The 12,589-nt window shown below is 51.2% G+C and carries 14 protein-coding genes; 3 read left to right on the forward strand and 11 right to left on the reverse strand.

The genetic code is table 11. From position 1 onward, the window contains the following. Nucleotides 1-155 precede the first annotated feature (155 nt). From FGI41_RS20275 to FGI41_RS20285, 3 genes are all read right to left on the reverse strand, one after another. The gene (locus tag FGI41_RS20275; protein WP_139492137.1) at nt 156-1,385 is read right to left on the reverse strand and encodes a WD40/YVTN/BNR-like repeat-containing protein; all 1,230 of its coding nucleotides are present in this window, start codon (nt 1,383-1,385) and stop codon (nt 156-158) included. Between the two features lie 111 nt (nt 1,386-1,496). After that, complete coding sequence (locus FGI41_RS20280; protein ID WP_139492138.1) at nt 1,497-2,474, reverse strand: hypothetical protein; 978 nt, start codon at nt 2,472-2,474, stop codon at nt 1,497-1,499. Beyond that, on the reverse strand, nt 2,471-3,427 hold the full coding sequence (locus tag FGI41_RS20285; RefSeq protein ID WP_139492139.1) for an FxLYD domain-containing protein: 957 nt from the start codon (nt 3,425-3,427) through the stop codon (nt 2,471-2,473). The genes FGI41_RS20280 and FGI41_RS20285 overlap by 4 nt, the downstream gene beginning before the upstream one ends. Before the next feature lie 470 nt (nt 3,428-3,897). Between FGI41_RS20285 and FGI41_RS20290 the strand changes: the two genes are divergently transcribed. Continuing rightward, nucleotides 3,898-4,353 carry a GNAT family N-acetyltransferase gene (locus FGI41_RS20290; protein WP_139492140.1) on the forward strand — a complete coding sequence of 152 codons (456 nt, stop codon included), beginning with the start codon at nt 3,898-3,900 and terminating at the stop codon, nt 4,351-4,353. 12 nt (nt 4,354-4,365) lie between these two features. Here the strand turns inward: FGI41_RS20290 and FGI41_RS20295 are convergent, their stop codons facing one another. The 3 genes from FGI41_RS20295 to FGI41_RS20305 form a co-directional block, all read right to left on the reverse strand. Beyond that, on the reverse strand, nt 4,366-4,845 hold the full coding sequence (locus FGI41_RS20295; RefSeq protein WP_139492141.1) for a hypothetical protein: 480 nt from the start codon (nt 4,843-4,845) through the stop codon (nt 4,366-4,368). A gap of 39 nt (nt 4,846-4,884) precedes the next feature. Then, nucleotides 4,885-5,223, reverse strand: coding sequence for a hypothetical protein (locus tag FGI41_RS20300; RefSeq protein ID WP_139492142.1), 339 nt, complete (start codon nt 5,221-5,223; stop codon nt 4,885-4,887). A gap of 335 nt (nt 5,224-5,558) precedes the next feature. Further along, a complete protein-coding gene (locus tag FGI41_RS20305) occupies nt 5,559-6,296 on the reverse strand; it encodes a YybI family spore inner coat protein (protein ID WP_139492143.1) in 738 nt (245 codons plus the stop codon). Between the two features lie 138 nt (nt 6,297-6,434). On the opposite strand from FGI41_RS20305, the gene FGI41_RS20310 reads away from it, so the two are divergent. After that, nucleotides 6,435-6,848, forward strand: coding sequence for a MerR family transcriptional regulator (locus tag FGI41_RS20310; RefSeq protein WP_139492144.1), 414 nt, complete (start codon nt 6,435-6,437; stop codon nt 6,846-6,848). Next, nucleotides 6,838-7,782 carry a DMT family transporter gene (locus FGI41_RS20315; RefSeq protein ID WP_139492145.1) on the forward strand — a complete coding sequence of 315 codons (945 nt, stop codon included), beginning with the start codon at nt 6,838-6,840 and terminating at the stop codon, nt 7,780-7,782. The genes FGI41_RS20310 and FGI41_RS20315 overlap by 11 nt, the downstream gene beginning before the upstream one ends. Nucleotides 7,783-7,800: 18 nt before the next feature. On the opposite strand, the gene FGI41_RS20320 is transcribed toward FGI41_RS20315, so the two are convergent. The 5 genes from FGI41_RS20320 to FGI41_RS20340 all read right to left on the reverse strand — a co-directional run bounded on the left by FGI41_RS20320 (nt 7,801) and on the right by FGI41_RS20340 (nt 12,231). Continuing rightward, nucleotides 7,801-8,301: a hypothetical protein gene (locus tag FGI41_RS20320; RefSeq protein WP_139492146.1), complete on the reverse strand. Its 501-nt coding sequence runs from the start codon at nt 8,299-8,301 to the stop codon at nt 7,801-7,803. 13 nt (nt 8,302-8,314) lie between these two features. Further along, nucleotides 8,315-9,259 carry a TIGR02452 family protein gene (locus FGI41_RS20325; protein WP_139492147.1) on the reverse strand — a complete coding sequence of 315 codons (945 nt, stop codon included), beginning with the start codon at nt 9,257-9,259 and terminating at the stop codon, nt 8,315-8,317. 160 nt (nt 9,260-9,419) lie between these two features. After that, the gene (locus tag FGI41_RS20330) at nt 9,420-10,862 is read right to left on the reverse strand and encodes a hypothetical protein (protein WP_139492148.1); all 1,443 of its coding nucleotides are present in this window, start codon (nt 10,860-10,862) and stop codon (nt 9,420-9,422) included. A 16-nt stretch (nt 10,863-10,878) separates the two neighbouring features. Beyond that, on the reverse strand, nt 10,879-11,952 hold the full coding sequence (locus tag FGI41_RS20335) for a hypothetical protein (RefSeq protein ID WP_139492149.1): 1,074 nt from the start codon (nt 11,950-11,952) through the stop codon (nt 10,879-10,881). 3 nt (nt 11,953-11,955) lie between these two features. Then, nucleotides 11,956-12,231, reverse strand: coding sequence for a YkgJ family cysteine cluster protein (locus FGI41_RS20340; RefSeq protein ID WP_139492150.1), 276 nt, complete (start codon nt 12,229-12,231; stop codon nt 11,956-11,958). Nucleotides 12,232-12,589: the final 358 nt, after the last annotated feature.

Below are 12,589 nucleotides of genomic sequence, written 5' to 3' on the forward strand. Positions count from 1 at the left end.
GTGAATGAGAGAGCAATTAAATTTTTTCGATCATTCATAAGAATCTCTATTGAGTGACTCAAATTCGATAAAATGAAAAAAGCCCACTGGCTCCCACACAGCACAGGCTACCGTTACCTGCGTGTTGCGGCCAGAGGGCTTTTTCTTTTGGGGGACTATGTCCGAGTCGGGTCCACCTGTTTCCATGTGCGCCCGCCATCTGTTGTCTTGTAGAGATTCATATGATCAGGAGTGCCTGCGACTACCCAACCCGTCTGGCGATCCACAAAATCCACCTGCATGATGATCGGATTGGCTTCGAGGATCCCTGTAATCTGCTCGGCCGTAGAGAGCTGCTCCCATGTGCGGAAACCATCACCGGAATAGTACAGCCCCGAGCGTGTCGCCATCCATCCTGTCTGTGGATCAACAAAATCATAAGAAGGATTGGCCTCCATATCATGGTGAACCAGCAACGCGCGCGGACTCCAGCTCTCACCACCGTCCGTGGTGGCCCATACGTCAAACGAGACCTGTGTCTCATCGGCCCGATTCACAGCCAACAAACCGTTCTGTGTATCGAAGAACGTAGGCACACCGACGAAATAAACCGCTTCCCCCTGTACCTCATACGGGAGCACTTGCTTTTGCCAGCTGACACCACCATCCTGCGTACGGTACATCCACGGCTGTTGCCCTGTACGGATCGTGTGGGACATCCAGCCCTTTTTCTCGGTCGAAAAGACAACCGCTTCCTTCACACCCGCTATCGGCAACTTCTGATCGGCATCCTGCTCCCCGATGAGCGTCTTCCATGTCTCTCCTCCGTCATTGGTCGCAAGCAGCTCCACTACATTGGAGTTGGCCCCACCCCGGATGAAGGAGGTGAGCCAGCCTTGCTTTTCATTGAGGAAAAACAGCTTGTTGTTGCTGCCTTCGTGCTGGCGTGGCTGCCCTGCTTTCCATGTCTTGCCGCCGTCAGCCGTGTGGTAAGTGGTGAACTCTTTTCCCTTTTCTACCGTGACCCAAGCGTGTGCCCGGTCCAGGAAAAAGGCGTTGGTCAGGCTGAAATCGCTCTCCACTGACCTTACCTCCTGCCAGTGCACGCCGCCTTCGTCAGTACGGATGACAGATGCCAGAAAGGCCGGATTAGCAGCAGACGGGGCAGTCGTTCCTTCCGCCGGACGGCGACCGTAAGCCCAGCCGGTTTTTTCATCCAGCATCGACAGGCGGTAGCTGAAATCACCGATCTTCTTCCCTGGCGCGCCAGTGGCTGGAGACTCTCCTGCTGCACCTGGTTCAGCCGGTTTCACGGTTGGTTCATTCACGCCGCAGCCAGAAGCGAGCAGCAGCATGCCTGCGGTACATGCATAAAAAAGGCGTCTCCACCCAATATGTGTGTTCATGAGGGATCCCTCCTGTTTTTTTCTCAGTTGTGGTATGGGGTATATACAAAAGCAGAGAAACTGTCAGGAACAGCTTCCCTGCTTTTGAGACGCAAGTGTTGGATGTTTCGTTTATTGTACCAAAAGCGTGGAATTCGAATACCAGTTCACACCACTGCGTGGGTTGAGACCGAAGACGCGAGCTCCCCATTTGCTGTTGTCGTACCCGGTCTCTGCTTTGAGCCAGTGACGGTACTCCACGTTTTTCCCGACAGCACTATCGTATTTGTAGTAGGTGTAGAATGGCAGTGGCAATGGTTGCAGGCTGGCAGAACCAGTTGGAGTGTATTGCCAGGAGCCTTTGTGACCCTGTGCCAGGCTTGCATCCCAACGGTAGCAGGTCCAAGTCGCGGTTGGGGCAGATGCGGTGTAGCAGGTCTTGGTCTGCAGACCGCCGCTGCGGGTTACGGTTGTGTCACGGGTGATGTTGAGCGCGTCAGTGGTAGCATTATAGGTGGCGATATAGTTGTTTTCACAGTTGATTTTGTTGGTGCCGCAGCCATACCACGGTTTCCATGCAGCTCTGCGCTTCTCAACAGCCGTACCGGTCGCATTGGTGTAGAGACGGGAGATCTCCGCTGCTACAACGCCGGATGCGGTGTCCGTCATAACCGCTTGGTGTAAGCTGACATTGGCACCCATACCAGCGCCGTCCAGCTGGTAGACGCCGATCCCGGCACTCCAGTGGGCACGCGCATATTTGTAGGTGGAGCTGACTACGCCGTCCGCCCACAGCATCGTCCCGTTGGCTGTGCTTACGTCAGCACGTCCAACTGTCATCGGGGATGGGACATATTCACGGTAGCCTGTCGGTGCACTGTTGTCGATGACTTCCGGCCAGGTTACGGCAACCATCATGGCGGCCAGCTGGTTTTGCTTCAGGCCGGAGGTGCCGAGATTGCTCCCTGCCGCGTTGATCGCATCAGTCAATGGCACATCACCGTATTTTGCCGCTTCAGCAGCTGGAGTATTGCCAAACATACCAAGCAGGCACAGACCTGCCGTCGCCGTCACGAACGCTTTTCTCAATAAGGAGCTGAATTTTTTCATTGTCGTCCCACCACCCACAACAGATATGGTACTTGATTTAATTTCGGCCCAACGGTTGGGTCAGTTACCACGATGTCTTGGAAGTAGGCGGCACTGTACTCCACCATTCCATTTCGAAACATAGGGTCAAGCTTGGCTTGCTCGATCCACAGCACTTTGCCGTTCTCATCGATCCAGGCAGCAGTCAGCTCCGCTTGCTTGATCGCACGGTCGAGTGTGTTGACGGACGCAGACATCACGTATGGATATGGCGCGTCCTCACGTTTTTGGCCTTTGTAGTCTGGTTTGCCGAAGCCCAGCTCATAGTAGACCTTGAGATGAAGGTCGCGTGCTGCCTGTTGCTTCACTTCATCAGTCGTGATATTCCAATCGATGCTGGCTACCTGCTCCACTGGTGTATTCGCTTTCAATTCAAAAGGAGCGGGTTCACCCGGACGGATGGATTCGACTTCGATTTTGTCTTTTACGGTTTCAAGAATGGAGCCATCCGCACCGTGCAGGACCGCTTCTACCTTGATCTGACCGACCACTTCGGTTGTCTCGTTGCGCACGAGGCCAAGTGCTTTCCAGTCACCACTTTCTGCAATATTGAGTGAATTTTCAATCACTTGTACACCTTCGCCGGTTACTTCGGAAGCATAGTAGGCACCTTGGAAGCCGAGGAAGTTCACCATGGTGTTGTCGGTCAGCATATGCCCTGGGCCAGTGTCTTCAGGGATAGAACCGCCCATGAGACCTGAGTTGTCTACGAAGTCAGGCTTGTACATTTCTTTGTCGAGAGTCGGGTAGAGTTCCCACACCTCTGGTTGCTTAGGCAGCTTGACTTTGAGTTTCTGCGCTTTGTCGCCGTTCGCTTCTTGTGTATCTTGCGCAGCATAGGCCAGTACGGACGAGGTGGCCGCCAGCGCAACGATCGAAAGCGCGATCAGCTTGGATTTGGATAGGAATATCATCTGCATCCTCCTGTTTCGTTTCAATTTTTTTTGGTGGGTGTGGAGCTTGTTTGTCCACTAGAGCCTTGCTAGTCAGGGGGTCGGTTGCCGGGTGCGGGGTCGCCTCCTTTTCCGGTTGGAATTGACCTTTTGTCTGGATCCGTAACGTTTTCATAGAAAAGGGGAAGAGTGGAGTATGTATTCGAAGGATAAGGGCTCAAAATCTTTCTTTTCTGCCTACGCACGGAAAAGGTCTGCCCGAGGATTTCTATCATTTCGTTAACACTTATAATATTGTCACATGATTTTGTAAATGTAAATATATTTATACCATTTTTTTCTTGTTCCTGTTTTGATAGGAATAATGAGTATCTGGTAGAAAAGCCATACTTGTACGGTACGAATTCAAACGGACAGTAGTTCTTCGGGGGCTTTCGGAGCATGGACGGTATGTGCAAAAATATGGATATGCAGGTAAATGAGGTGAGACTATGGTTATATGTGAAAAAGCACTACCGCAGGACGCCGAGGAGCTGACCGCTATCTGTGTGCGGGCATTTGCTCAGGATTTGCTTGAATTTGGTCACATTCCACCAGGGAGTGATTCGGCAGAGGAGCATGTACGGTTCATGCAAGGCGGGGAGTATTATAAGATCACGAAAAACGGTGCTTTAGTCGGGGGTTTTTGCCTGATTCCGATGGGAGAGGCACATATGGAGCTGGGGATTATCTATGTGGACCCGGATTATCACGGGCAGGGGATCGGCGGTGCTGCGATGAGCTTTATGGATCAAGCGTTTCCTGATGTGAAGGTCTGGACGCTGGATACAGGGCACGGGAATGTGCGCAACCAGTATTTCTATGAAAAATGGGGCTACCAGCGGGTTGGGGAAAGTGAGCCGCTGGCGGATGGGTATTATAAGGTGCTGTATCGGCGGGAGCGGTAGTCGTCGGTATGATCAGCTGCCGTCTTTGCACGTTGCGTAGTCTTTGAAGCCTGCTAAAAAATCGATAATTGCTTGTGCGGCTCTGTCGATATCGCCGTAGATATCTTCGGCTAGGCCATAACCGTCTGTTAGAGGAATAACCTCAAAGGTCAGCTCGTCATATTGGGTGTTCACGGCGACCAACCGATCCATGAGTGAGATGATCTCTTTTAGCTTGGCTGGCTCTTTGGTTACTTCGTGATAAAAATGGCCCAAGAGGATTTTTCGCGGGAGATTCTCTTCGGTCTCCCCCGGGATATCCTCCAGCCACTCTAGGACCCGCTCGATCTTTTTGTTTTTGGATAAAGAGATGTCGTAGATTTGGCGGGGGATTTCGATGATCGGACAGGTCTCGATGATATGGTCTGCCCAGCGGATCACGTCATCGTGGGTGTAATAGCTGATTTGATAGCCGTAGGATTGGACTTCTGCTTGGGTTTTTAGGGTGTGCATGGGATCAGTCCTTTCTGTTCGGGAGGCAATATGTAATGATTAACCCTTCGGCGGGATGCGCTGTTTTTCCGATGGATAGTGGCATATCTTCTTTACATTCCATAAAAATCGATTACAGATGTCTATGATGGATGGCGGGTCAGAAGAGTAGCTCGCTTGGGTATACATGATTCCGTACAGGAAAATCATGCGTCCGATAAATTCCTTGGATACATATTCTTCCTCCTTGGTCTCGATAGCTAGCTCGTCAAAGAGTGAAAAAAGATGTTCAAAACCATCATGGTCTATCACTTTTTCTGATTTGATGAGAACCGTTAGTTTACCGGACAATCTGCTGATTTCTTGTTGCAGTTTGGCTCTTCTGTCATCATTGTTCAAAATCGTTCATCTCCATCATTCTAGTAAACTTAAAACTTATTCTGCCATCATCGATTATGTAGACCTCAAAAAAGACCATTCCATATGATTTTTATCAACACAACAAAGAAGCGCATTAATTCCGAATATATTAATGAAGGGAAATAATGTCGAATCAGATTATATGGATATTGGTTCATGATCATAAAGAGTTTTATTCCCTCCTGATCCCCTTTTACCTACTCTTCCACGGAGTCACAATTAATTGCATCCTGTTCCTCCACCTCTTCCTCCATGATAAAAAAACGTCCCTGCCCCAACCTACAGCAGAGACGCCCTTCCCCTATCAAAATCACTTACGAAATCGCCACCCACTGCTGGTATGGCACGAACTCTACGCCATTCCACGAGAGTGAATTCATCACATATCCAAGCGCGTCAGCATTGTATCTGCCGGCAATCCGCTGCATCGCCAGAATCTCAAACGTACCGTCCCGCTGGTAGTCGATCGGATAAAAACCGCTAATCGGATTGACCCAGCCTTGGATCGGTGCTTTCAGTCTGCCATCGGGGTTGTATATCTCAGACAGGTACTCCTGCCCTTTGTAGGTGATATCCAAAATGTACGTCTTGGGCGGGTTCTGACTGATCATCTGCACCCTGTAGTTGTCCAGATAGTTCACTTCATACGGGTGCGCTTGATTGAACTGCTCATAGTCAAACAGCAGGCGGGCCTGGCTGTTCACAAACGAATAGATATAGTCATACGTGATCGCACCAGAACCACCGGAATCGATGCGGATGAGGATGTCGTTTATTTTGTCCCCGGTAAAATCCCCAAGAAACAGTGTGGGCGCATATCCCGCATTGGACTTGAGCGGGACGCGGGTAGAACGTCCGGTTCGCCCGTCTTGAATCACCAGCGTAATGTTCTCCACAAACGGGCTGCCTCCAGCAGAACGCGTGCCCGTGAGATAGACCACGTCAGGGATGCGGTCGCCAGTGACATCCCCCACTTGATACGTAATGACCACCGGCAGACTGGTGCTGGGCTGATTTTGCTGAACCAATGTAAACGCGTGCGGGCTGTACATGCCTGTTCTCCTCCACGATAGGTATTCGACCATATCCTATGTCAGATAGAGGGAGAGGGTGTACACAAAACCTCCTTGACTTAGAGTTAACTCTAAGTCTTAGAATTAACCCAACAACCAATCAGGGAGGGCTATTCTATGTATACCATCAGCAAAGCCGCCGAAATCACAGGCGTCAGCGCCCATACATTGCGCTACTATGAAAAAATCGGTCTGCTTCCGGCTCCAGACCGCAATGCCGGGCGTATCCGTGAATACACCGACAAGGATATTCACTTCATCACTTTTTTACATAGCTTAAAAAATACAGGTATGTCACTCGAAGATATATCCGAATTCGTCAAGGACGGCTGTATCCTCACCAAGATCAATGAGGGTGAAAATGTAACCCCCTCCCTCTCGCGCCGTATCGAAATCCTCTCCAAGCACCTGACCAAAATGGAGCAGCAACGGCGTGAGCTTGACCAGATCATCTCGCTCACCCAGGAAAAGCTGTCGTTCTATCAGGCTACCCTGCACGAGAGCAAGGACGGTGACCACGATGAAGCTTAAATGGTATCTCATGCTGCTCGGCTTTACTTTTTTTACGGGAGCCACTTTTCATCTGGCTAAATACGCGGTTGCTTACTTTTCTGCTCCGTCTGCAGCTGCTTGGCGATTTGGTCTTGCCGCAGTGACGATGATCCTGATTCTGACCATGAGGGAAGGGTTCAAGTCGGCTACCATCAGGCAAAACGGCGGAGCCTATCTGCTGCTCGGAATTGTCGGGGTGTTCGGGTTTAACGCGCTCTTTTTCATCGGGATGCAGATGACTTCGGCGATTAATGGCTCCTTGATCATGGCGACGAATCCGCTGGTCACGACGATCTTGGCGGCACTGTTGCTCCATAACCGGATTACGGTACGGCAAGGGATTGGTATCGGGTTCTCGCTGGCCGGTGTAGTGCTGGTGATTACGCAAGGGTCATGGGATGTGATCCGCACGCTCTCTTTTTCCACTGGGGATCTGCTCATTATGCTGGGAAATATATGTTGGGCGCTGTACGGTGTACTCGGCAGACGATGGGTCAAAAACAGCTCGTCGCTTGCGACCACCACCTACACGATGATCATGGGGGCAGTCTGTTTGGTAGTGGCCTCCCTGATCGGCCCGGCTAATCCTGTGTCTGTGACAGATGTGCCTATGCTGGCTTGGGGGGCGATTGGTTTCATGGCGTTCTTCACCACGGTGTTAGGGTATCTGTGGTGGAACCAGGCGATGGCGGAGCTGGGCGCTGCCAGGACGGCGGTATACTTTAACCTGGTGCCTGTGGTGACGATGGTGATCTCGGTCGTGATGGGGTCAGCGGTGACTTGGTTGCAGGTGCTCGGGGCCGGATTGGTCATCGCGGGGGTGCTGATTGCTTCCGGGGTGCTGACTGAGCGGAAACTAGTAACAGGCGGAACTGGTGGACGTGTTGATGCACCTGTTAAGGCAGGAAGTTAGGTTTTCGCCAGCCACTTCTTAGGTTTGGATCACGTTGCTGTAATGATCATGGTTGGGGGATGTGGAATCCTCTCCATCGTTCCCCTCCATAATTGGTATCCCATTAAAGAAAGCATGTTCGGTAAACCATCTAACCATTTCTGGAAGAGTGGTTACGGAACTAGAAGCTTCCTCGCTCTCACTCTCCGCTTCCCCCTCGTGATCGGATGTCATCCATACCGTAAAAGCAGGAATCAGAGCGTCCGCATAGATATGAAAGACGAACTTTTTGTCCCGATAGTGTTTTCGTACATACCGTTCCAGCGACTTCTCTACATACATGAGAATGTGTACGGTCTGGTCATTGGTGATTCTGTTTTTATGGAGCAATCGACTCAACCCGTGAATGTACCGATAGTTATGACAGGCTTCGCTTTTCATCAAGGCCGGATCACTAGAAAAGAGGAAATCGGGTTGTTCTGTTAACGTCTTAATCTCTCGATAGGCTTTCAAACCGTTTTTCTGTAAATAATCAAGCACCGAAATTTCGTCCTTAGCTATGCTTTGCTCCCCCCAACACCCGCTCAAACGCCCGCAAATTCCCCTGATCCCGCGATGTATCGTATACGGCAAATACGATCTTTTCAAACCGCTCCGCATACCCCTCGTCTACCAGTACCTTTTTGAAGTATCCCGCTACATCCTCCGGTCTGTTCTTAAACACCCCACATCCATAAGCCCCCAGTACAAGTCCCTTGTTTCCATGATGAGCTGCCAGCTCCACTATTTTTCTGATCCGGTTGGTCATGGTGCTGTGGATGTTGGATCGGTTGTGCGGTTCGCGTTCCAGCACGACACCAGCGTTCACAGCAGGGGCAGTGATCATCGAGACGGTATACGGCTCGGCTAGCAGGCGGTCCTGATCATCTCGGATGACGGGGACGTGCGGGGAGTAAATCATATAGTCAGAATAAAGGCAGGTTGAACACCTTCTGTTGTAGTCATACATCTCCTGCATCTGCACAATACATGGGTACAGCCCTGATGCCCGTGCCAAGCTTTCTTCTTGCGCTTGGCTGCCGTTCAGAAAGCCGCCACCCGGATTTTTCGCCGAGGCAAAATTGAGGCAGACCGTTTCCGAGATGCCCTGCACGGACAGGAGTCGCTTGACAGCGGCGAGGGTTGTTTCGCCGGTTACTTCGATGTTGGTGGCTTTACCATGGTTGGTGGTGCTGTCTGGGTTGGCTGGTATATCCGTGCTCTCCGCTTGATCGACGTCGGCAGAGCTATTTATGCTGTCCACGTGATCAGGGGCAAGCGCGTCCCCCACCTCTATCCTCTGCTCAGGCCGATACAGAACAGAACCGCTCTTTGCCGACTCTAGAGCTTCCCGTAGATCAATCTGCTTCCCCGCTGGTGACAAATAGCTTCCCTTTTCAAAAATCTGTATGGTTTCTGCCGCGATTTGCGCTCTCCGCACTCTACCGGGTTTGGTCATCTGTCGAACACTCCTTCCAGTGGATAGGTATTTTTAGGTATTATAGTTCGGATTCGCAGAATAGTTGCGCTTCCTGCTTTAATAAAAAAAGGCTTCATCCCGACTTACTTAGGATGAAACCTTTGCACACAGGTTTGCAGCACAACGCCTTCTCTGATGATTACAAAATAAGGGGCTTGCCGCTTTTCATATGTTGGTCAAAATCTTCGAACTTGCCCAGCTTCAGCTTCTTCCCAAACAATGCAGAAAAATCCTCTAACGCCGCTACTGCCTCACCGAAGTGCTCTGACTGTACACTGCGGTCGATTTGTTCAAAGCAACGCTTGAATTCTTTGGCATTGGTCTGGAGCTTTTGCTGGATCAGATATTCGAATTCCTCGCGCTGTCTGATCATCTCCTGTTGGGCCGCTTCACACAGGACGATGATGCGCTGTGCTTCTTCCTCAGCCAGCCGGGCATCCCGGGAGATGGCCAGCGCGGATTGGTAGACCCCGGTTGCCACCATGTAGCCTGCCATACTGCCGATGACCGCTCCCACCGGCCCAAAAACCGCCCCCGCCGCTGCCCCTGCATACATACTGGATGCCGTACTCAGACCCGTCTGCCCGATTTTCTCCATCGCTTCCTGCGAGTCTACTTCGCCTTTGGCATATCGAAAGACGGTGACCCCGATATCTACTACGCCTGCGGCAATCCCGGTCGCTACATTGGATTTGGCGAGAGCAGCGATCCCTGCCTTCTCTGCGGTGACACGGATGCCGGCACTGAGCGCACCCGTTACTCCACCCCTGACCCCTGCTTTTCCAGCGTCGACTGCTACATTTTTGGCAGCTTGTCCTGTGGTGATCTCTCCTCTGGACACGGCGATCCCGTTCTTGACCAGGGACATCGCACCGCCGATGACGGTCGACGCTGCCGCACTCTGCGCGCTCGTTGCTCCGATCTCTTTTTTGATCTGTTGCCACTCAAAAGCAGAACGGTACGCATCCGGGCTGTTCCCCGCCAAGACGGCCTCATCGTAGGTCGTGCCACTGGAGCTGACCTCTCCGTGCTTGAGCTTGCCGGTCAGATTCTTGACGGTATCCCGGTAATCCTCACTGTAGATGGAGCCACTGCCGGCACGCTTTTCTGCCAATTCCCGCACTCGGTCTGCCTTATCGGAGTTGGCAAGCTTCTGCATACCGTTGTACTTTGGATCACTGATCATTCTTGTGAGGCGTGCAGGATCGTTACTGGACTTAGCCTGTACTTCTTCAAGGACTTGGTTGCCTCGGCGGATCAAGATGTCTGCCTTGGCATGGGGGTCGCCTTCGAGTGCGGTCACATAGGCACGGACATCGTCGCCTTTGACGGCGGCGTCCGTATTGAATTTGGTCGCTTCGATCAGTTCGAAGAGATTGCCCTGCTTCTGTCCGATCCCTACGTTTTTGAGCCTTTCCGCCATATCGCCGAGAGCGTTCATTCCTTCGATGGCGATGTTGGTCGCTTCCGCCTGATTACGAGCAGCGTGGGAGCCGAGCTGGCTTCCGAGCGTGGCATCCAGACCATCTGACGCAGCCTCTTTTTGCTTCTTTTTGCTTTTTCCAAATAAGAAGGAAAACATCTCGTTCCACTCCTTTTTACTCCCCGTTGATCAGAAGCATGGCATTATCCAGCATTTCTGCTGCATTCTCATCGAGTGCGCCCTGTTTATCCAGAATCGGCGTCTCCAGCAGGATTTTCGTCACTTGGGCCATCTGGTAAGCCAGTTGGAGGACATGCTTCTGCTGATCGGTCAGATCGTTGTAGCTGAGTGCCACTTTCTTGCCAATCAGTCCGAAGAAGAATTGCTTCACCTTAAAGCCAAATTTTTGGTTGCGGGCTGCTTCCGCTTGTGTCAATTCGTATTCCACCCGGTCCAAAATAGCCGTCATCCGGGGGGCCATCTCTTCGATGGCTTCTATGTATTGCTCCGCAATGTCACAGATCGCTTCGAGCATGCTGGTCGCTGTGCGGAATTCTTCGGCGGCCTGTTTGGCTTTGGCCAGCGTTGCTTTGGCTTCCGCGAGGTTTTTCTTCGATTTGGACTCCATCAAAAAGCCGCCAAGCGCAATCGCCGGACCTGCTACGATCCCGCCAAGAACTGCTGCTCCACCTGCCATGCCCAATCCTCCAGCCGCCAGAGAGCCACCGCCAAACCAAGCTAATGTCGCGTTGGTCGCCGCCACACCAGAAAGCGCTGTAATCGCGGTACCCGTAGAGGCTGAAGCGAACATCAGGGCGCCACCGTAGGAAGCCACACCTGCCAGAGCACCTGCTCCAAGAGACTGAATCCCACCTGCAACCACTTCGCCTGCCTTCAACGACAACTGCCGCATCTCCATGATGTCATTCTCGGTAAGTGCTGCCTGGCGGTTCCCGTCCACTGCTGCCGCCCCTTGCACCTGCACATGCTGAATCTTCCCGACGACCTCTACGAAACGTCCAATCTGCTCGTCCCATGTGCGCAGCTTCAATTCTCCCAATTCGGCCAACGTCTCGGTGGTTTCCTCTTTGGCTTCTTCGAGTTCAAGCCGGGCTTCCTCGTAGATATCTTCCGCCCGTTCATTCAGATCTCTTGCTTCATTGTTATTGGAGACGGATTTGACCCCTTTGGCGATCCCGACCGCTCCTGCAATCGCCGCTCCGACACCCAAAATTAATGGTAATGGCATGATTTAATCCCCCTTTTGTATTGCGTGTTCGGTCTGAAGTGCTTCACATACCTTAAGATTCGCCTGATAGAACTCTTCTTTGGAAAAATGGAGATGGTACACCTTCTCATACATCACATCTACCCGGCAGATATCCGGACGTGTCTCATAGGTCTGGCATCGGTTATCTCTCAGATGGATACACACCCCATCCCCGCGATCCAGCTCAGCCAGTGCCTCCACGCCTGAGATGTTCTGACAGCATAGGCCGCAGGTACTACAAGGAAAAGTCAGATTCATCGGTTACAGTCACCCTTTTGTAACTCTATTAAAAAAATAAATGCAATATATCATATACCCTAATAATAACCCACAATCTGGATCTTAGCACCCCTAATAATAGGAATAAATGCCCGATCGAATTTTTAACCTGTACAAAAAAACTTATCTGAAATAGAAAATTAGTGTAAAAAAATAATTTTTATATATCCTTTTCCCTATTAATAACGTTAATAAAATGATTCGTTTGGCCGATATAAAAAATATCACATATTTTACATAAGGGGCTAATCAGCGATGAGTAGATTTTTCATAGGGACCCTGCCGTCAGCCGAGTGCGAAACGGCCTATCGATTAATTGCTGAGAATATGACAGATT

It is taken from the genome of Brevibacillus dissolubilis, from assembly GCF_006170445.1.
In the GTDB taxonomy this organism is placed as follows: Bacteria; Bacillota; Bacilli; order Brevibacillales; family Brevibacillaceae; genus Brevibacillus_B; species Brevibacillus_B dissolubilis.